Origin of the sequence: Pantoea sp. FN0302, from assembly GCF_050113775.1 — a bacterium.
In the GTDB taxonomy this organism is placed as follows: domain Bacteria; phylum Pseudomonadota; class Gammaproteobacteria; order Enterobacterales; family Enterobacteriaceae; genus Mixta; species Mixta alhagi.
The window spans coordinates 2036987-2056965 of sequence record NZ_JBNJSM010000001.1 but is presented as its reverse complement, the minus strand read 5'-3'; the positions used below and the strand labels follow the sequence as shown (position 1 = coordinate 2056965).

The following is a 19979-nucleotide window of genomic DNA, read 5'->3' as shown; positions in this document are numbered from 1 at the left end:
AGGACGGATATTGCGTTCTCATGTAACATACGGGCACATCAGACAATTGATGTGCCTTTTTTATTCTGACAGGTGACAAACGTCAGCAGCGGATGTCAGAGCATGGCCAGGCACAGTCGGCCTGAAAGCAGCAACGCGCACGCCTGCAAGGATGGGGTGCCTGCGTGAGGTTTACATTCACATTACAGCGGAGTGTTGTCATACCATGATGGACAATTTACGTGCGGCGTCGAATCATGTCGTGCTCAAGATTATTCTGGGACTGATTATCCTGTCATTCGTGCTGACCGGCGTTGGCAACTATCTGATTGGCGGTAACGGCGATTACGCAGCCAAAGTCAATGGCCAGGAGATCAGCCGTGCCCAGCTGGATCGCGCATTTAACAACGAGCGTAGCCGCCAACAGCAGATGCTGGGCGAGCAGTTCTCGCAGCTGGCAGGCAACGCAGGCTATATGCAGCAGATGCGTCAGCAGGCGCTGGCTCAGCTGGTAGATGAAATGCTGCTGGATCAGTACGCCAAAGAATTAAATCTGGCTATCAGCGATGAGCAGATCAAACAGGCCATCTTTAATCAGCCAGCGTTTCAGACCAACGGTAAGTTTGATAACGCCAAATATCTGAGCCTGATTAACAACATGGGCTTTACCGCCGACCAGTATGCTGAAGCGCTGCGCAAACAGTTAACCACCCAGCAGCTTATTTCAGCTATCGCCGGTACTGACTTCATGCTGAGCGGTGAAACCGATGCGCTGGCGGCGCTGGTTTCCCAGCAGCGCGTTGTGCGTCAGGCCACGCTGAATGTGGATGCGCTGGCAGCGGCGCAACAGGTTAGCGATGACGAAATCAAAAATTACTACGCTCAGCACAAGAGCAGCTTCCTGGCACCGGAGCAGTTCCGCGTAAGCTATATCAAGCTTGATGCAGCCAGCATGCAGGAAAGCGCCAGCGAAGCGGATATTCAGAGCTGGTACGAGCAGCACAAGGCTGAGTATGCCCAGCCTCAGCGTAACCGCTACAGCATTATTCAGACCAAGAGCGAAGCTGATGCACAAGCTATTCTGGAACAGCTGAAGAAGGGCGCCGATTTTGCCGCGCTGGCGAAAGAAAAATCCGCCGATCCGATCTCCGCACGTAAGGGTGGCGATATGGGCTGGCTGGAGCCTTCCACCACACCGGATGAACTGAAAGAGGCTAACCTGACCAGCAAAGGTCAGCTGTCAGGCGTAGTGAAATCCTCCGTTGGTTTCCTGATTGTGCGTCTGGATGATATTCAGCCAGAGCAGATCAAACCGCTGGCGGAAGTGCATGATGCGATTGCGGATAAAGTGAAGCAGGAAAAAGCGCTGGATGCTTACTATAAGCTGCAGCAAAAAGTCAGCGATGCGGCAAGCAACGATAATGAATCGTTAGCCAGCGCAGAGCAGGCGGCAGGCGTGAAGGCGGTGGAAACCGAGTGGTTTGGCCGTGACAATATTCCGGAAGCGCTGAACTTTAAGCCAGTTGCCGAGGCGATTTTCAACGGTAATCTGCAGGGCGAAAACGGCACGCCGGGCAGCAACTCCGATATGATCACCGTTGATGGCGATCGTGCTTTCATCCTGCGCGTGAACGACCATAAGCCGGAAGCGGTCAAAGCGCTTGAGGAAGTGAAAACGCAGATCGCTGAAACGCTGAAGCATGACAAGGCGGAAAAACAGGCTAAAGCGCAGGCGGAAAAAATCCTGGCCGATCTGAAAGCAGGCAAACAGGATGCATTAAAAGCAGCGGGCCTGGCGTTTGGGGAGGCGAAAACCTTCACGCGTAACGATCGTGATGCCATTGTCCAGTCCGTGTTTGCATTGCCACAGCCACAGGCGGGTAAACCGGTTTATGGCAGCAGCGAAGATATGCAGGGCAACATTGTGCTGCTGGCGCTGGATGAGGTAAAAGCCGGAAGCCTGCCTGACGCGCAGAAAAAAGCCCTGGCGCAGGGCGTAACCCAAAATAATGCGCAGATCGTCTTTGATGCGTTGTTAAGCAATCTGCGTAAGGATGCGAAAATCAAGTACGGTGCTGCGGTAGAAATGCAGTAACTCCCGCATAAAAAATGCAATCCGTTGCAAATATAAAGGCCGCTTTCGCGGCCTTTTCCATATCTTATCTTTGCCTTTTGTACTGAACCTCCGTTGTCTTTACTGTCTCTCCTGCTGTTACACACAAGGAGACATCAGCATGCATAAGAATTTTCTTTCAGCGCTCTGCTTATCATTAACCATGAGCGCCTTCTGCTGGACATTGACGGTTCCAGGCGCGCTGGCAGCCAGGGAGAGCGACAGCGCTATTCCAGCAGCGGCCAGCACGGTTAACGCATCCCGGGCGGAAAGCGCCGACAAACCACAGGCAGCAGAAACCATGGTGAGCATTAACAGCGCATCGGCACAGGAGCTGGCGGCGGTAATGAACGGGGTCGGGTTAAAAAAAGCGGAAGCGATTGTGAGCTATCGTCAGCAGTTTGGACCCTTTACGGAACTGGAACAGCTAAAAGAAGTGCCGGGGATTGGCAGCACGCTGGTGGAGCGTAACCTGTCACGGCTTAAATTGTGATCCTGTTCCCAGCGCGAAGGACAACTTTTTCAGCCGCCGCGCACCGCTGCTAATCTGAAGAGGTCATACCAGATCGTATGACCTTTAACATTGATAAGGCAAGGCGCTATGCAGACCCTGATAAAAGTACGTGGCTATCATTTGGATGTTTATCAACATGTTAATAACGCGCGCTATCTGGAGTTTCTGGAAGAGGCGCGCTGGGAATGGCTGGAGAAGCTAAACGCTTTCCACTGGCTCATGGAAAACAAGCTGGCCTTTGTAGTGGTAAATATCAATATAAATTACCGCCGCCCGGCGTTGCTGGGCCATGTGCTCTGTATTAATAGTCGGCTACTGCAGCTGAACAGCAAAAGCGGAGTAATAGGTCAGGAGGTAACGCTGGAAGAGGATGGCTCTGCGATTGCCGATGCAACCTTGACCTTTGTCTGTATTGATCTGAAAACGCAAAAAGCGTTGCCGCTGGAGGGAGAATTACTTACGCGAATGGAGACGCTACTTAGCTAACGATAACAGCCGGGAAGGGCCCGGCTGCTTTTACCCAACTGTTTAGCCTAATCCGGTTTTCTGCTGCATGCTGTGCATCACGGCGGCGGGATCGTCCTGATAGCTTTTTAGCCCGTTTGCCCGTAAATGGCAGGCAGCACACTCACCGCAGCCGTCACCCTTGATACCGTTATAGCAGGTCAGCGTATCCTGACGAACCAAAGGCAGCTGTTGCCAGTAGTCTGCCAGCGCCCAGGTCTCTGCTTTATTCAGCCACATCAGCGGCGTTTCAAAACGTACGGCGCGCGCCATACCCAGTTCGATAGCGTGATTTAACGCTTTGACAAACTCATCGCGACAGTCCGGATAGCCAGAGAAATCCGTCTCGCAAACGCCGGTAATCACCGCCTCAGCCTCAACCTGATAAGCATAAATTGAAGCCAGAGTAAGAAAAAGAATATTGCGTCCCGGCACAAAGGTGCTGGGCAAACCGCTGGCGCTGGCGTCATAGTGCGGTACCGGAATGTTATCGCGTGTCAGGCTGCTGATCGCCAGCTCATTCAGTAACGTAACGTCCAGCACCTTGTGAGCGCGAGCGCCAAGCCGTATTGCCAGTTCGCGCGCAACATCGATCTCCTGACGATGACGCTGACCATAATCGAAGGTAACGCAGTGAACTTCGTCATATTGCGCTAATGCCTGAATCAGGCAGGTTGTGGAGTCCTGCCCGCCGCTGAAAACTACCACTGCTCGTTTCATTTTTTAGCCTTACTGAACTTGTTCACACTTATGGTAATGCCTGAAACGCAAGAAAGGTAGTCCACCCGCTGTACGGGGCAGAGCAGCCAAAGCGTCTTAAACGCATGGCTTTTGATTAACTATGCATCTGCTCCAGCCATGGCGTCAGGTCGCCTACCTGATTTTTAACCCAGTGCGGATCATACCAGGTATCCAGATAGCGATCGCCGCTGTCGCAGAGTAGCGTCACAATAGCGCCTTCTCGCTGCTGCTGGCGCATCCGCTGCGCAACCTGAACCGCACCCCAGAAGTTGGTGCCGGTAGAGGCGCCCGGTTTACGACCGAGGATCTGGGCCAGATAATGCATTGCGGCGGCGGAAGCCGCATCGGGAACGCGTAGCATCTCGTCAATAACATCGGGTATAAAAGAGGGCTCGACGCGTGGACGACCAATTCCCTCGATACGACTGCCGCTGATGTTACGTAAGGCTTTATCGCGCGTATGCCAGTAATCATGGAACACAGAGTTTTCCGGGTCCACCACCAGTAAATGCGTAGCATGTCCCTGATAATGTAAATAGCGCCCAATCGTGGCTGAGGTGCCGCCGGTGCCGGCAGACATAACAATCGTATCCGGCACAGGAAAAGGTTCGCTGGCCATCTGTCGAAAGATGCTTTCTGCAATATTATTATTGCCGCGCCAGTCGGTAGCGCGTTCGGCGTAGGTAAACTGATCCATAAAATGGCCGTTAAGATCGCGCGCCAGCCTTTCAGACTCTTCATAAATGGCGCAGGGATCGTTAACAAAGTGGCACTGACCACCATAAAAGGTAATCTGTTCAACTTTACGGCGTGCGGTGCTGGCAGGCATCACGGCAATAAACGGCAGGCCAAGCAAACGTGAAAAATAAGCTTCGGAAACGGCAGTGCTGCCAGATGAGGCTTCGACAATCGTGGTGCCAGGTTTAATCCAGCCGTTACACAGGCCATAGAGAAACAGGGAGCGGGCCAGGCGGTGCTTTAAACTGCCGGTTGGATGCGTGCTTTCATCTTTAAGATAAAACCAGATGCCTGGAAACTGGGGGAGCGTAAACCGAATCAGATGTGTTTCGGCGGAGCGCTGAAAATCCGCATTGATTTCATTAATTGCGTATTTAACCCACTGGCTGCTCATGATCCTGTTTCCCCCGGTAATAAAGGCAATCATCGTAAGGCATTCAGCGGAAAAAATGTTTGCCTTATTTCCTGTATAATTGGGTATCCATAGCAAAACTTTCTCCGGAGACGCCGGTGTTAGATAAAATCGATCGCAAGCTGCTGGCGTTGCTGCAGAAGGACTGCACGCTGTCGTTACAGGCGCTAGCCGATGCTGTTAATCTCACTACCACGCCCTGCTGGAAACGGCTCAAAAAGCTGGAGGATGAGGGCATCATTCGCGGGCGCGTTGCGCTGCTGGATAGTGAAAAGCTGGGGCTGGGATTAACTGCCTTTATGCTGATTAAAACACAACAGCATAACCGGGAGTGGTATCAGGAGTTTGTTAGCGTGGTAAAGGACCAGCCCGAAGTCATGGCGTTTTATCGCATGGCGGGCGAATATGATTATTTGTTACGCATCCAGGTGGCCGATATGAAACAGTATGATGCGCTCTATAAGCGTCTGGTCAACGGCGTTAACGGCCTGATTGACGTGACCTCCAGTTTTGCCATGGAAGAGATAAAATACACCACGGCATTACCTGTTGAACCCTGATTTTTTCTGCAGCCTTTTGGCTGATCATTTAACCCTGCGGGACAATTTTTGTGCGATTGTTTAGCCAGTTAAGTTGGTATTTTCTTCGTGAGTGGCGGCGCTATCTCGGCGCGGTTTCTCTGTTAATCGTCATTGCGATTTTGCAGCTACTGCCGCCTAAAATCGTGGGCATTATTGTGGATGGCGTAACGCTGCATCACCTGAGCGCTGGCTCAATCATGATGTGGATTGGCATCATGCTGGTAACCGCGCTGGTGGTCTATCTGCTGCGCTACGTCTGGCGTGTACTCTTGTTTGGCGCCTCTTATCAGCTGGCGGTAGAGCTGCGGGAAAATTTTTACCGTCAGCTAAGTCGCCAGCATCCGGAGTTTTACCTGCGTCACCGTACCGGCGATCTTATCGCGCGGGCGACCAATGATGTAGACCGCGTTGTTTTTGCTGCCGGTGAAGGGGTGCTGACGCTGGTGGACTCGCTGGTGATGGGCTGCGCGGTACTGATTGTGATGAGCACGCAAATCAGTTGGCAGCTCACGCTACTGGCGCTGGTGCCAATGCCGGTTATGGCGCTGATGATTAAGCGTTACGGCACACAGCTGCATCAGCGTTTTAAGCTGGCGCAGGGTGCATTTTCCTCCCTCAACGATCAGGCGCAGGAAAGCCTGACCAGCATCCGCATGGTGAAAGCCTTCGGTCTTGAGGATCATCAGTCCCGGCAGTTTGCGGCGATAGCGGCGGACGCCGGTGAGAAAAACCTGCGCGTGGCGCGCGTGGACGCCCGCTTTGATCCTACGATCTATATCGCGATTGGCTTATCTAATTTGCTGGCGGTTGGCGGTGGCGGCTGGTTGGTCTGGCATCAGCAGATGACGCTGGGCCAGTTAACCAGCTTTGTTATGTATCTGGGCCTGATGATCTGGCCAATGCTGGCGCTGGCGTGGATGTTTAACATTGTTGAGCGCGGCAGCGCGGCGTGGAGCCGTATTCGTTCGCTGCTGTCAGAGGCACCGGCGGTGGCAGACGGCAGTAAGATATTGCCGGAAGGACGCGGCGTGCTGCAGGCGGCAATCCGCGAATTCAGCTATCCAGGCAACGCGCAGCCTGCGCTGCGCAACCTGAATTTTAATCTCAGGCCTGGGCAGATGCTGGGTCTGTGCGGCCCCACCGGGGCGGGGAAAAGTACGCTGTTGAGCCTGATTCAGCGCCATTTCGATATCTCTCAGGGCGATATTCGCTATCACGGTATCCCGCTGACGCAGCTGCGGATTGATAGCTGGCGCGGGCGGCTGGCGGTGGTGAATCAAACGCCGTTTCTGTTTTCCGATACCATAGCGAACAATATTGCGCTGGGGCGTCCTGGCGCCAGTCGCGATGAAATTGAACGCGCCGCTAAGCTGGCAAGCGTTCATGAAGATATTCTGCGTCTGCCGCAGGGATATGAAACCGAGGTGGGCGAACGCGGCGTGATGCTCTCCGGCGGTCAGAAGCAGCGTATTTCTATCGCGCGCGCCCTGCTGCTGAATGCCGAAATCCTGATACTGGATGATGCGCTTTCGGCAGTGGATGGGCGTACCGAGCATCAAATTTTGCATAACCTGCGTCGCTGGGGACAGGGTCGAACAGTGATCATCAGCGCTCATCGCCTGTCGGCGCTTACCGAAGCCAGTGAAATTTTGGTTATGCAGCATGGCGTTGTGGCGCAGCGTGGCGAGCATAACGCGCTGTTACAGCAGAAGGGGTGGTATAGCGATATGTATCGTTATCAGCAGCTGGAAGCCGCGTTGAGTGAGGATGAAGTTAGCCGCAGCAGTGAGGAGAAACAGCATGGCTGATACCAGAAAACTTTGGCCGACGCTGAAAAGGCTGCTCTCCTACGGCAAACCCTGGCGTAAAGCGCTCTCGCTGGCGGTGCTGATGCTGTGGATCGCTGCCGCTGCCGAAGTGCTGGGCCCGGTGCTGATTGGTTATTTTATCGATCATTTTATTGCGCAGCATCAAATGCCCATTGGGCTGGCGATTGGCCTGGCCTGTGCGTTTATTCTGCTGCAGGGGCTGGCGGCGCTGTTGCATTACTGGCAGGCGTTATTGTTTAACCAGGCGGCGGTGGGTGTTGTTCAGCGACTGCGATCTGATGTGATGGATGCGGCTTTGCGTCAGCCGCTCAGCGCCTTTGACCAGCAGCCGGTGGGCCAGATTATTTCACGCGTGACCAATGATACTGAAGTCATAAAAGATCTCTGGGTGACGGTTGTCGCGACCGTATTGCGCAGCGCGGCGCTGGTTGGCGCAATGCTGATCGCCATGTTTAGCCTGGACTGGCGCATGGCGCTGGTAGCGGTGGTGATTTTCCCGCTGGTGTTCACCGTGATGCTGATCTATCAGCGCTATAGTACGCCAATTGTTCGGCGGGTTCGCAGCTATCTGGCCGATATCAATAATGGCTTTAATGAAGTCATCAACGGCATGAGCGTTATTCAGCAGTTTCGTCAACAGGCACGATTTGGCGAGCGGATAGGGGAGGCCAGTCGATCGCACTATCTGGCACGCATGGAGACGTTAAGGCTGGACGGCTTTCTGCTGCGTCCCTTGCTCAGCCTGTTTTCAGCGGCTATTTTGTGCGGTTTGCTGATGCTGTTTAGTTTCTCGTCGGTTGGCGTATTTGAGGTTGGCGTGCTGTACGCCTTCATCAGCTATCTGGGACGGCTAAATGAACCGCTAATTGAATTGACCACGCAGCAGTCGATGCTGCAGCAGGCGATTGTTGCTGGCGAGCGCATTTTTGAGCTCATGGATGCACCGCGTCAGCATTACGGTCAGGAAGATCAGCCTTTGCAAAGTGGCCGCATCGATATTGAACATCTGAGTTTTGCCTATCGTGACGGACGCAATGTGCTGGAAGACATTTCACTTCAGGTTCCTTCACGCAGCTTTGTCGCCCTTGTCGGTCATACCGGCAGCGGTAAGAGTACGCTTGCCAGCCTGCTGATGGGCTACTATCCAGTGAAGCAGGGGCGCATTTGTCTGGATGGACGTCCGCTGGAACAATTCAGCCATCAGGCGCTGCGTCAGGGAGTGGCAATGGTTCAACAGGATCCAGTGGTGCTGGCCGATAGCTTCTTCGCCAATGTAACGCTGGGGCGTGATATCAGCGAACAGGCGGTTTGGGAGGCGCTGGAAGCGGTTCAACTGGCAGAGCTGGCACGCGGCCTCTCTGACGGCATCCATACGCGCCTTAATGAACAAGGTAATAATCTGTCGGTAGGGCAGAAGCAGCTGCTGGCGCTGGCGCGTGTCCTGGTTGCCGAACCGCAGATCCTTATTCTGGATGAGGCGACAGCCAATATCGATTCCGGCACCGAGCAGGCGATTCAGCGTGCCCTGCAACAAGTCAGAAAGAAAACCACGCTGGTGGTTATTGCGCACCGTCTTTCTACCATTACCGAAGCGGATACGATTCTGGTGTTACATCGTGGACAGGCCGTTGAGCGCGGCACGCACACTGAGCTACTGGCGCGGCAGGGGCGCTACTGGCAAATGTATCAGCTGCAGCAGGTAGGCAGTGAGCTGACAATGGGCATTACTGAAGGAGCCTGATCCCTTCTTGCACCTTTTTCAGGCGTGATTATCAGAATGTTCTCTGGAAATGCGCACCAGGTTGTCATAACGCACCTTTATGGTGCGTTTTTTTCTGCTGTGTGCGGCCATTTTTCCTGTCACAGGCGCGCTCGTGCCGATTACGCCGCTTCCTGCTCTACTTTCACTCTCGGTCCATAGCTGGCACAACCTTTGCTTTACCCTCCCTGTGTCAGATGCCTGACCAACATGATTAAGCAAGGGGAGCGTATGAAGCTGGTTACCGTTGTCATCAAGCCATTCAAACTGGAGGATGTGCGCGAAGCGCTCTCTTCTATCGGCATCCAGGGATTGACCGTCACAGAGGTTAAGGGATTTGGTCGTCAAAAAGGCCACGCTGAACTCTATCGTGGCGCTGAATATAGCGTGAATTTTCTGCCGAAAGTCAAAATCGATATCGCCATTGCTGACGATCAACTGGATGAAGTAGTGGATGTGATCAGTAAGGCGGCCTATACCGGCAAAATTGGCGACGGCAAAATTTTTGTTGCTGAGCTGCAACGCGTTATCCGTATTCGCACCGGTGAAACTGACGAAGCCGCTCTTTAAGTCGGGTTCGGTAACTTGTGATGGGATGGAATAAAATGAATAAATTAATGACCAAAGGCCTCGCTGGCCTGGCGCTGTTACCATCGCTGGCGATGGCGGTGCCTGCCGTTGCGGATAAGGCGGATAACGCCTTTATGATGATTTGCACCGCGCTGGTGCTGTTTATGACAATTCCCGGGATAGCGCTCTTTTATGGTGGCCTGATCCGCGCTAAAAACGTTCTGTCACTGCTGACGCAGGTCTCTGTGACCTTCGCTATGGTGTGCGTAATCTGGGTGCTGTATGGCTACTCTCTGGCATTTAGCGAAGGTAACGCCTTTTTCGGTGGCCTGGAGTGGCTAATGCTGAAAAATATCAGCCTGACGGCATTAAGCGGCACCATTTATCAATACATTCACGTGGTCTTTCAGGCCTCTTTCGCCTGTATTACCGTTGGACTGATTGTTGGCTCTATTGCCGAGCGCATTCGCTTCTCAGCCGTACTGATCTTTGTGGTTATCTGGCTGACGCTGGCTTACCTGCCTATTGCCCATATGGTCTGGGCGGGCGGCTTCCTGGCGCAGGATGGCGCGCTCGATTTTGCAGGCGGAACCGTGGTTCATATCAACGCCGCCGTTGCCGGCCTGGTTGGTGCTTACCTGGTAGGTAAACGCGCAGGCTTTGGCAAAGAGGCATTTAAACCGCATAACCTGCCGATGGTATTTACCGGCACGGCGATCCTCTATGTTGGCTGGTTTGGTTTTAACGCCGGCTCAGCGGCGGCGGCCAACGAGATTGCTGCGCTGGCTTTCCTGAACACCGTGGTAGCCACAGCGGGTGCCGTACTCTCCTGGACCTTTGGCGAATGGGCGCTGCGTGGAAAGCCTTCGCTGCTTGGTGCCAGCTCCGGCTTTATCGCAGGTCTGGTAGCGATTACGCCTGCCTGTGGCTACGTTGGCGTTGGCGGTGCGCTGCTGATTGGTCTGATTGGCGGCCTCGGCGGCCTGTGGGGCGTCACTGTCCTGAAAAAATGGCTGCGCGTGGATGACCCGTGCGATGTGTTCGGCGTACACGGTGTTTGCGGCATTATTGGCTGCATCCTCACCGGTGTTTTCGCCTCCTCTTCACTGGGCGGCGTGGGTTACGCTGAGGGCGTCACCATGGGCCATCAGATTTGGGTACAGCTGTTTAGTGTGATTTTAACAATCATCTGGACCGGCGTGGTAGCCTTTATAGGTTTCAAAGTCGCGGACATGCTGGTAGGACTGCGTGTGCCGGAAGAGCAGGAGCGTGAAGGGCTTGATGTTAACAGCCACGGCGAGAATGCTTATAATCAGTAATCGACATTAAATAAAAGAAAAGGACGATACCCGGTATCGTCCTTTTTCATGGTATCAACTGCGCTGACGCATTACGCCTTCCTGCACCGTGGAAGCAACTAACACGCCTTCCTGGGTATAAAACTCTCCACGTACAAAGCCGCGCGCCCCGGAAGCCGACGTGCTTTCTACGCTGTATAACAGCCACTGATTCAAATCCACCGCACGGTGAAACCACATAGAGTGATCGATGGTGGCAACCTGCATACCTGGCTCCAGAAAACCTTTGCCGTGAGGCTGTAACGCAACCGGAAGAAAGTTCAGATCGGAAGCGTAGCCCAGCAAATATTGATGGATACGCGCGTCATCAGGCATTGCACCGTTAGCGCGTAGCCACACCTGGCGCGTTGGCGCATCGACATGACCTTTTAACGGATTGTGGAAGGTTACCGGGCGGATATCTAATGGCTTTTCGGCAAGGAACTTTGCGCGCACCTTTTCCGGGATCATGTCGGCCAGCCGCTGGGCAATCTCCGTTTCGCTGGGCAGTCCCTCCGGACCGGAAACATCAGGCATCGGTTTTTGATGTTCAAAGCCGCTTTCCGGTGCCTGGAAGGAGGCGGTCATGTAAAAGATAGGTTGGCCATTTTGAATAGCGGCAACGCGGCGCGCGCTGAAGCTGTGGCCATCCCGCAGCGTTTCGACATCATAAATAATCGCTTTCTGGCTATCGCCCGGTCGCAGAAAATAGCTGTGGAAAGAATGGATATTCCTTTCCACAGGCACGGTGTGCTTGGCGGCATGCAGCGCCTGTCCCACGACCTGCCCGCCAAAAACCTGGCGCAGACCTAAATCCTCGCTTTGGCCGCGAAACAGGCCTTCCTCAAGTTTCTCCAGCTGCAACAGGTTAAGGAGATTTTTTAATGCCTGGCTCATCAGATGTTCCTCAATAACATTACCGCTTTAGTTTGCGAGATCCGACCAGCTCCTGCAACTGTGCCAGACGCTAAAGGTTCAGTTAATAAAAATGAACCCGGCAGTCGCCAGGCAAAAAAGCGGATCCTGTGCCAGAATTAAGCACATACAGCGTCTTATAGCTGTTTCGGCCAATTTGTCGCCGACACGACATTGATCAGAAGGAGAGGTTATCAATGAAATTCTGGCATGTAATGAGCGGAGCAGCGCTGGCCGTTGCCCTTGCAGGTTGTGCAGATAAAAGTGCAAATATTCCTGTTCCCACGCCGGGCGCAGAGTTAGCAGGACAACCCGTTATTGCCCAACCCAACGTGAGCGGTTCCATCTATATCCGGCAAAAAGTGGCGTTACCGCCGGATGCAGCATTAACGGTAACCCTTTCAGACGCATCCCTGGCGAACGCTCCGGCCAAAGTGCTGGCGCAGCGCGTGGTTCTTACCGAGGGTAAACAGGCGCCTTTCCGTTTTACTTTGCCTTTTAACCCGGCCGATATTCAGCCTGACGCGCGCATTCTCTTAAGCGCAGCGATTACTCAGGATAATAAGGTTATTTTTATGACCGAATCGGTTAAACCGGCAATCAATAGTGGCGGAACAAAAATCGACTTAACCCTGGTTCCGGCTACATCGGTTGCTATGCCGACCCGCAGTGGCGCAGCGACAACCGTTCCGTCTACGTCGCCGACTCAGGTTACTCCATCCTCATCAATACCTGCACCAACCAGTTTCTAAATATGTTTATGGGGGCCAGCGTTGCTGGCCTTACCATTGCCATCGGTAACGCGCCAGATCAACTTCTCCGGCATCGCTGATTTCAATTCCTTCCGCTTCCAGCGCATCACGCTGCCGCAGCAAATCATCCCCTTGCAGGGATATCTGTCCGTGGCGGTTAATAATCCGATACCAGGGCAGGCGACTATCGGCAGGCAGACGCTTTAATAATCCGCCAACCTGACGCGCTGCACGTGGCGAGCCGGCCAGGCGCGCCACATCGCCATAGGTAGCAACGGTGCCAAAGGGAATAGCGGCGATAACCTGTATCACACGCTGAGAGAAAGAGTCATTTTCCATAGCGGCTCCTGCTTTAGGTTTGTGCTTATCCTCGCAAAAAGCAGCATGCAAAGAAATATGCCAAAGCGGTAACACTGCCATGAGAGAAAATACTCAAGAAAAACGGAGGGTTGTTTAATAAAACAACGGTTGAGGGCCTGCGGCTTGCATTTACCCCAGGCATCATTGATAATGCCTTCGCTCTGTAACGGAGCACGTCAATGGGGGCCCTGTTGGTTCTCCCGCAACGCTAACTTGTGAACTCGGTCAGGTCCGGAAGGAAGCAGCCGCAGCAGGTGACGCGTGTGCCGGGATGTAGCTGGCAGGGCCCCCACCATTTTTATCCATCCCGTTATTCCTCATCTATTTAGCGTACATATTTCCATACTGATACTGGGACTTTATCGTACAGCTTATTCATTGTTAATTCAGCCAAACGATGATCCGCAGCAGAATAAAAAACAGCCAGTTCATCATCAGGTAATTCATATTTATTCTTTTCAATAACACGCTCAAGTGTATCAATGGATCGGCAACGTCTTAAGCGCATTAGATAGTCAGTCTTGGTCATAATTTTTTCTGTCATGGTTAAACCATAATAAATTAACGGTTGCTAAAATGAATGGCTTGGCTGTAAAGGAAGCTGAGCGCACTCTTCTGCGAAAAGGTTAAACAAACGTCTGGCGGAACGCTGCCAGCGTTGTAGATCCTGGACATTGATGCCGTAATTACTGAAAAGCATAAAGGTATCATCGAGGTAATCATCTATTTGAACAATGAGATCCTCATCCTCAGCATGCTTAATTTTATAATTCATAGTGAATGAAGCAATATGTTCAATCAGATCATTCAGTTGTAAATTAGAAGCGGACGTAGGATCATTAACCCAGCCATGATGGCTGTCACCTAACGTTGCCATACTTTCGTCGTACAGATTTTCACACAAGAAATTCAACTGGGCAATATCATGCCGTTTCGGTGAGTATTCGTCCATCTTTTTTCCCTCCATACATCGACCATTGTCTGCATGCGAAACAGTGAAAAAAGCACCGTACTATAGGGTTAATATTAAGATTCGTTAGTTGATCAGACAAGGTAAATATAACGTAAGCTTGCTCTTTTCAGATAAGGTATGAGTAAATTTAAAGTTCATCGGCGGTGGAAGGGCGCGTATCATCAATAAAATTAAAGGCCAGTGCGCCAGGAATTACCTCAAACTCAACGCTTTCCCGTTGGGATTCTGTCTGATTAATGTCAAGACAAGCATTGAATACATTCCAGTCGAACTGATAGTACAGTTTATATCTTTCATCATTTATTGGCTCTACAGAAATAATCTTAACCGATCCCGGAACAAAAAGCGCATTCTGTGAATACCATTGCAGGTCGCCGATCAGCATTTTTTCTATTTTGGGAATATTCTGTAGGATTAGACTTTTTAATTTTAGCGGGTTTCTCTCATCTTGCAAAATATCGCACGGGATAATTTTTCTCACTTTACCTCCGCTGAGCGTATCCAGACTTAGGATAAGAATGAGATTAAGTATGCCAGAAGACAAGCAGGGTTAATTAATATTGAGCCTAAATTTATGCCAGTAAATGTCATGCTTTTACAGGCTAATGTTTAACTGATGTAAACTTACTTCGTTGAATTTTATAAATTTAGAGCAAAGCGATAGCCCAATCAAGCTACTTTATTGACATAAAAGGATACAATTTTCCTACAGCTATGGTTTAAGCCGCAGTGGTTGATTGCTGTTTAGCGTGATGAAAAGCAGAGAATAAAAAGCGATTGAGCAAAAAAAGTATCAGGCCAGCGTAATCGCCAGCCTGCTACCTGTTTAACGTTTTTTCTTACCGCCCTGAACGGCTTTGAAGCGCGGATTACTTTTGCAAATGACATATACGCGACCGTGCCGGCGAACTATCTTGCAGTCCTTGTGACGCTGTTTAGCCGCGCGTAACGAGCTTAAAACTTTCATAACCCCTTTTTCTCCTTAATCATTTTTGCCGAAAAAACGGCCATAACGTTGATTAAAGCGCGCTGAGCTTCCTTCACGGCTGTAGTCTTTTTGCTTGCCCGTATAATGTGGATGCGAAGCAGAAGAGACATCCAGCGCAACATAGGGGAAAGTTTCACCGTCGATTTCAATTGTCCGGTCGGTTTTAATCGTCGAACCTGTTTTAAAGTAGTGATCGACGCTGGTGTCGTGAAAAACGACGGTACGGTAATGGGGATGAATACCCGGTTTCATAGCGGCTCCTTTTGATATGTTATATCATAACATAAATTAATTATGCGCCTTTCATTTGCGTTATGCAACGGGTCGATGCTGCCGCACAGAAGATGAAGTGAACCGCGAGGGATAACAGCCTGGGCAGGGGATGAACCAGGTAAAAAAAGAGGCCACATAAAGTGGCCTCTGGTTAACGCATTATTAATGCTGGTGTTCTACAGGATGGCCCTGTTCCAGCTCTTCCTTATGTTTGCTGAAGCGGCGACGCACCACCACAAAGAACACAGGAACAAAGAAGATAGCCAGCACAGTCGCCGTTACCATGCCGCCCATGACGCCGGTACCTACCGCGTTCTGCGCGCCAGAACCTGCGCCAGTACTGATAGCCAGCGGCAATACGCCGAGGATGAATGCCAGAGAGGTCATCAGGATAGGACGCAGACGCATACGGGTTGCTTCCAGCGTCGCTTCCACCAGTCCTTTCCCTTCTTTTTCCATTAGATCTTTGGCAAATTCAACAATCAATATCGCGTTCTTCGCTGATAGCCCCACGGTAGTTAACAGGCCTACCACAAAGTAGACGTCGTTACTCAGACCGCGCAGCGTAGTGAAGATCAGGGCACCAATCACCCCTAACGGCACTACCAGCATAACGGCGAACGGAATTGACCAACTCTCATAGAGCGCTGCCAGACACAGGAACACCACAATCAGTGAAATGGCGTAGAGCGCAGGTGCCTGGTTGCCGGAAAGGCGTTCCTGATAGGACATACCGGTCCAGTCATAGCCAATACCCTGCGGCAGCTGTGAAGCTAACTCCTCCATCAATGCCATGGCATCACCCGAGCTGCGGCCTGGTGCCGCCTGTCCCAGAATTTCCATGGCCGGGAGGCCGTTATAGCGTTCCAGGCGCGGCGAACCATACTGCCACTGCGCTGAAGAGAAGGCAGAGAAGGGCACCATATCACCGTTAGACGCGCGCACGTACCATTTATTGATATCGTCCGGCAGCATACGTGAATCGGCTTTACCCATCACATAGACTTTTTTCACGCGGCCGCGATCGATAAAGTCGTTAACGTACGAGCCACCCCAGGCAGCGCCCAGCGTGGTGTTGATATCGGAAATGGAAACGCCCAGCGCCTGTGCCTTTTCCTGATCAACCGTCAGCTTGTACTGCGGCGTATCTTCCAGACCGTTGGGGCGTACGCCCACTAACGTATCAGGATGCTGTGCCACCATGCCCAGCAGCTGATTACGCGCCTGCATAAGTTTGTCATGACCCAGGTTAGCCTGATCGATCAGTTCAAAGTCGAAACCGGTGGCGTTACCCAGCTCGATAATTGCCGGCAGGTTAAACGGAATAACCATGGCATCTTTAATTGAGCTGAGCGCCTGCATGGCGCGACCTGCAATGGCTGGCACCTTGTTTTCTGCGCCGCCACGCTCTTCCCACGGCTTAAGGCTGACGAAGGCGATACCGGTGTTTTGTCCGCGACCAGCAAAGCCGAAGCCGTTAACGGTAAACACCGACTCAACGCTGGCTTTCTCTTTGGTCAGGAAATAGTGAGTGACCTCATCCAGCACCTTCTGCGTACGCTCCTGCGTTGCGCCTGCGGGTAGCTGAGCCTGGGCCAACAGCAGACCCTGGTCCTCTTCCGGCAGGAACGAGGTAGGCAGACGCATAAACAGCACGGCCATGCCGATTACAATCAGCAGATAAAGCAGCAGATAACGACCGGTACTGCGTACGATATGCCCAACGCTATCCACATAGTGGTTAGTGCTCTTATCAAACAGGCGGTTAAACCAACCGAAGAAACCGGTGGTTTTGCCGTGATCGCCTTTTTTGATCGGCTTCAGCATGGTGGCGCAGAGCGCCGGAGTCAGGATCAATGCCACAATTACCGACAGCACCATTGCAGAAACAATCGTAATGGAGAACTGACGATAGATAACCCCGGTCGAGCCACCAAAGAAGGCCATAGGAACAAACACGGCGGAGAGCACCAGCGCAATACCTACCAGCGCGCCCTGGATCTGTCCCATCGATTTACGCGTCGCTTCTTTTGGCGACAGCCCTTCTTCAGCCATAACGCGTTCGACGTTCTCTACCACCACGATGGCGTCATCCACCAGCAAGCCGATAGCCAACACCATCCCGAACATCGTCAGGGTGTTTATCGAGTAGCCGAACGCATTAATAATGGCGAAGGTCCCTAACAGAACCACCGGCACCGCAATCGTTGGGATAAGCGTGGCGCGGAAGTTTTGCAGGAACAAATACATGACCAGGAACACCAGCAAAATCGCTTCAAACAGCGTTTTTACCACCTCAAAGATAGAGATTTTAACAAACGGTGTGGTGTCATAAGGGTAAACTACTTTCAACCCGGCAGGGAAAGTGGGCGAAAGACGCGCCAGCTCAGCTTTTACCGCTTCGGCAGTATCCAGCGCGTTAGCACCGGTTGCCAGCTTAATACCGAGACCGGAAGCGGGCTGGCCGTTAAAGCGTGCGATGATTTCATAGTTCTCACCGCCCAGTTCAATGGTTGCCACATCACGCAGACGAACCTGAGATCCATCCGAATTTACTTTCAGTAAGATCTTACCGAACTCTTCCGTGGAGGTCAGACGCGTTTGCGCGATGATTGAGGCATTAAGCTGTTGACCTTTCACCGGCGGCGTACCGCCCAACTGACCGGCCGCGACCTGGGCGTTTTGCGTAGAAATCGCATTCACCACGTCAACCGGCGTCAGCTGATAATTATTCAGCTTATGCGGGTCCATCCAGATACGCATAGCGTACTGCGCACCAAACAGCTGGGTATCGCCCACGCCGGTGGTACGGCTGATAGGGTCTTTGATGTTTGAAGAGACAAAGTCCGCAATATCGTTCTGCGTCATGCTGCCATCTTCACTCACAAAGCCCGCTACCATCAGGAAGCTGCTGGAGGATTTTTCAACCTGGATACCCTGCTGCTGAACTTCCTGCGGCAGAAGCGGCATCGCCAGCTGCAGTTTATTCTGTACCTGCACCTGGGCGATATCGGCATTAGTACCCGACTGGAAAGAGAGGGTCAGCTGCAGCGAGCCGGATGAATCGCTATTGGAGGACATATACATCAATCCATCAATACCGTTCATGTTCTGCTCAATAACCTGCGTTACCGAGTCCTGCAGCGTTTTAGCATCCGCACCTGGATAGTTTGCGTTAATCTGTATCGCTACGGGAGCAACGTTTGGATATTGCTCAATCGGCAGCTTAAGAATCGATAGCGCACCCGCCAGCATGATAATGATGGCGATTACCCACGCAAATATGGGGCGATCGATAAAGAACTTAGCCATGTATCAGTGGCTCCTGTTTAAGACTGAGGTTTTTCAGATTGCTGTTGCGACTGCTGCTTCGCTTTCGCATCATCTGTTACTTCCTGTGGCGTGACTTGTGCGCCAGGTTTTGCACGTTGAATGCCGACCGAAATCACGCGATCGCCAGCCTGTACGCCCTGGGTTACCAGCCACTTATCACCAATTGCCTGCTGAGCGGTCACGTTACGCATGGCCACTTTATTATCCTGGCCCACCACCATTACCGTTGCCTGACCGGTTGGCGTGCGGGTTACCGCCTGTTGCGGAACCAGGATAGCGTTTGGATTGGTGCCTTCTTCCAGACGCGCACGAACAAACATACCCGGCAGTAGACGATGATCCGGGTTTGGGAACACCGCACGCAGCGTAATCGAGCCGGTTGTCTCATCAACGGTAACATCAGAGAATTCCAGGGTACCTGGATGCTGATATTCGGTACCATCAGGCATCATCAGCGTTACGTTGGCTTTGCCGTCGGTTTGCTTTAACTGGCCCGACTCCAGTTCGTTACGCAAGCGCAGATATTCATCGCTGGACTGGGTCACGTCGACATACATTGGATCAAGCTGCTGTACGGTCGCCAGCGCATTGGTTTGCCCGGTCTGCACCAGCGCGCCTTCGGTAACAGACGATTTACCGATACGGCCACTAATAGGAGAGGTAACCCTGGTGTAGGCCAGATTGATGCGCGCCGTCTCCACGTTAGCTTTAGCGACGGCTACTGCGGCGGCCGTTTGGCTCTGCGTGGCCATCGCCTGGTCGTAATCCTGCTGGCTGATATATTTCGTACCCAGAAGCGGCTGATAACGTTTTACCGTGACGGCGGCAATTTGGGCATTGGCCTGCGCCTGGGCGAGATCGCCTTTGGCACTGTTATAAGCGGCCTGATAAGGCGCAGGGTCGATCTGGTACAGCGATTCGCCAGCCTTAATATCGGTGCCTTCCACAAAATTACGTTTCAAAATAATGCCTGAAACTTGCGGACGTACTTCCGCCACGCGATAGGCGGAGGTCCTGCCCGGTAGCTCCGTGGTAATTTTCAACGGTTCGCTTTTCAGCGTTACTACACCAACTTCCGGCGCCTGCTGCTGTTGGCCTGCCTGTTCGGACTTATCATCACATCCTGTAAGCAAAAAGCTGCCTGAAAGCATCAGGGCGGCCGCCAGAGGCGTTAACCCTCTGTTATTTTTCATAAATCAACCTCGAGTGTTCGATATCGATTGGTCAATGGATCACAAACCGTTGAGCCATTGCTGCGTTTAAATTATGGTCATGCTATGGTACATACATTCGCAAATGTATGTAAAT

General features: G+C 52.2%; 20 protein-coding genes and 1 other RNA gene. 10 read left to right on the top strand and 11 right to left on the bottom strand.

Annotated elements, in window-relative coordinates:
* Nucleotides 1–205 precede the first annotated feature (205 nt).
* From ppiD to ACQE32_RS09705, 3 genes are all read left to right on the top strand, one after another.
* Nucleotides 206–2074 (top strand): peptidylprolyl isomerase, encoded by a 1869-nt coding sequence (ppiD, locus tag ACQE32_RS09715; protein ID WP_426974618.1) that lies wholly within the window; start codon nucleotides 206–208, stop codon nucleotides 2072–2074.
* 139 nt (nucleotides 2075–2213) lie between these two features.
* A complete protein-coding gene (locus tag ACQE32_RS09710) occupies nucleotides 2214–2585 on the top strand; it encodes a ComEA family DNA-binding protein (protein ID WP_427021674.1) in 372 nt (123 codons plus the stop codon).
* Between the two features lie 108 nt (nucleotides 2586–2693).
* The gene (locus ACQE32_RS09705; protein ID WP_250652058.1) at nucleotides 2694–3092 is read left to right on the top strand and encodes a YbgC/FadM family acyl-CoA thioesterase; all 399 of its coding nucleotides are present in this window, start codon (nucleotides 2694–2696) and stop codon (nucleotides 3090–3092) included.
* A gap of 42 nt (nucleotides 3093–3134) precedes the next feature.
* Here the strand turns inward: ACQE32_RS09705 and queC are convergent, their stop codons facing one another.
* Both queC and ACQE32_RS09695 read right to left on the bottom strand, forming a co-directional pair.
* Entirely contained in the window at nucleotides 3135–3830 is a 696-nt protein-coding gene (queC, locus tag ACQE32_RS09700) for a 7-cyano-7-deazaguanine synthase QueC (protein WP_427021673.1), read from the bottom strand.
* 115 nt (nucleotides 3831–3945) lie between these two features.
* Entirely contained in the window at nucleotides 3946–4983 is a 1038-nt protein-coding gene (locus ACQE32_RS09695) for a PLP-dependent cysteine synthase family protein (protein WP_427021672.1), read from the bottom strand.
* Between the two features lie 116 nt (nucleotides 4984–5099).
* Here ACQE32_RS09695 and ACQE32_RS09690 point away from each other — a divergent pair, with 116 nt between their 5' ends.
* From ACQE32_RS09690 to amtB, 5 genes are all read left to right on the top strand, one after another.
* The gene (locus tag ACQE32_RS09690) at nucleotides 5100–5561 is read left to right on the top strand and encodes an Lrp/AsnC family transcriptional regulator (RefSeq protein ID WP_426974615.1); all 462 of its coding nucleotides are present in this window, start codon (nucleotides 5100–5102) and stop codon (nucleotides 5559–5561) included.
* Between the two features lie 50 nt (nucleotides 5562–5611).
* Nucleotides 5612–7390, top strand: a complete 1779-nt coding sequence (locus ACQE32_RS09685) for a SmdA family multidrug ABC transporter permease/ATP-binding protein (RefSeq protein WP_426974614.1) — start codon at nucleotides 5612–5614, stop codon at nucleotides 7388–7390.
* Nucleotides 7383–9152 (top strand): SmdB family multidrug efflux ABC transporter permease/ATP-binding protein, encoded by a 1770-nt coding sequence (locus tag ACQE32_RS09680; RefSeq protein WP_426980971.1) that lies wholly within the window; start codon nucleotides 7383–7385, stop codon nucleotides 9150–9152. The genes ACQE32_RS09685 and ACQE32_RS09680 overlap by 8 nt, the downstream gene beginning before the upstream one ends.
* Before the next feature lie 249 nt (nucleotides 9153–9401).
* A complete protein-coding gene (glnK, locus tag ACQE32_RS09675) occupies nucleotides 9402–9740 on the top strand; it encodes a P-II family nitrogen regulator (RefSeq protein WP_007886947.1) in 339 nt (112 codons plus the stop codon).
* A gap of 35 nt (nucleotides 9741–9775) precedes the next feature.
* On the top strand, nucleotides 9776–11059 hold the full coding sequence (gene amtB / locus ACQE32_RS09670) for an ammonium transporter AmtB (RefSeq protein WP_427021671.1): 1284 nt from the start codon (nucleotides 9776–9778) through the stop codon (nucleotides 11057–11059).
* A 54-nt stretch (nucleotides 11060–11113) separates the two neighbouring features.
* Here amtB and tesB read toward each other — a convergent pair whose 3' ends face one another.
* Nucleotides 11114–11974: an acyl-CoA thioesterase II gene (tesB, locus tag ACQE32_RS09665; protein ID WP_426974611.1), complete on the bottom strand. Its 861-nt coding sequence runs from the start codon at nucleotides 11972–11974 to the stop codon at nucleotides 11114–11116.
* A gap of 215 nt (nucleotides 11975–12189) precedes the next feature.
* Here tesB and ACQE32_RS09660 point away from each other — a divergent pair, with 215 nt between their 5' ends.
* Nucleotides 12190–12744, top strand: a complete 555-nt coding sequence (locus ACQE32_RS09660) for a YbaY family lipoprotein (RefSeq protein WP_250652063.1) — start codon at nucleotides 12190–12192, stop codon at nucleotides 12742–12744.
* 30 nt (nucleotides 12745–12774) lie between these two features.
* On the opposite strand, the gene ACQE32_RS09655 is transcribed toward ACQE32_RS09660, so the two are convergent.
* Nucleotides 12775–13083, bottom strand: coding sequence for an MGMT family protein (locus tag ACQE32_RS09655; RefSeq protein ID WP_426980973.1), 309 nt, complete (start codon nucleotides 13081–13083; stop codon nucleotides 12775–12777).
* Between the two features lie 210 nt (nucleotides 13084–13293).
* Between ACQE32_RS09655 and ffs the strand changes: the two genes are divergently transcribed.
* An RNA gene (gene ffs, locus ACQE32_RS09650) (signal recognition particle sRNA small type) lies at nucleotides 13294–13390 on the top strand.
* Between the two features lie 39 nt (nucleotides 13391–13429).
* On the opposite strand, the gene ACQE32_RS09645 is transcribed toward ffs, so the two are convergent.
* The 7 genes from ACQE32_RS09645 to ACQE32_RS09615 all read right to left on the bottom strand — a co-directional run bounded on the left by ACQE32_RS09645 (nucleotide 13430) and on the right by ACQE32_RS09615 (nucleotide 19864).
* Nucleotides 13430–13648 (bottom strand): HHA domain-containing protein, encoded by a 219-nt coding sequence (locus tag ACQE32_RS09645; protein WP_071883698.1) that lies wholly within the window; start codon nucleotides 13646–13648, stop codon nucleotides 13430–13432.
* Between the two features lie 27 nt (nucleotides 13649–13675).
* Complete coding sequence (gene tomB / locus ACQE32_RS09640; protein WP_085067696.1) at nucleotides 13676–14056, bottom strand: Hha toxicity modulator TomB; 381 nt, start codon at nucleotides 14054–14056, stop codon at nucleotides 13676–13678.
* A 148-nt stretch (nucleotides 14057–14204) separates the two neighbouring features.
* The gene (locus ACQE32_RS09635; protein WP_426974609.1) at nucleotides 14205–14558 is read right to left on the bottom strand and encodes a hypothetical protein; all 354 of its coding nucleotides are present in this window, start codon (nucleotides 14556–14558) and stop codon (nucleotides 14205–14207) included.
* Between the two features lie 345 nt (nucleotides 14559–14903).
* On the bottom strand, nucleotides 14904–15044 hold the full coding sequence (gene ykgO, locus ACQE32_RS09630; RefSeq protein WP_085067694.1) for a type B 50S ribosomal protein L36: 141 nt from the start codon (nucleotides 15042–15044) through the stop codon (nucleotides 14904–14906).
* A gap of 15 nt (nucleotides 15045–15059) precedes the next feature.
* Nucleotides 15060–15317 (bottom strand): type B 50S ribosomal protein L31, encoded by a 258-nt coding sequence (locus tag ACQE32_RS09625; protein ID WP_085067693.1) that lies wholly within the window; start codon nucleotides 15315–15317, stop codon nucleotides 15060–15062.
* Between the two features lie 183 nt (nucleotides 15318–15500).
* The gene (locus tag ACQE32_RS09620) at nucleotides 15501–18650 is read right to left on the bottom strand and encodes an efflux RND transporter permease subunit (RefSeq protein WP_426974608.1); all 3150 of its coding nucleotides are present in this window, start codon (nucleotides 18648–18650) and stop codon (nucleotides 15501–15503) included.
* Nucleotides 18651–18667: 17 nt separating this feature from the next.
* Entirely contained in the window at nucleotides 18668–19864 is a 1197-nt protein-coding gene (locus ACQE32_RS09615; protein ID WP_426974607.1) for an efflux RND transporter periplasmic adaptor subunit, read from the bottom strand.
* Nucleotides 19865–19979 lie beyond the last annotated feature (115 nt).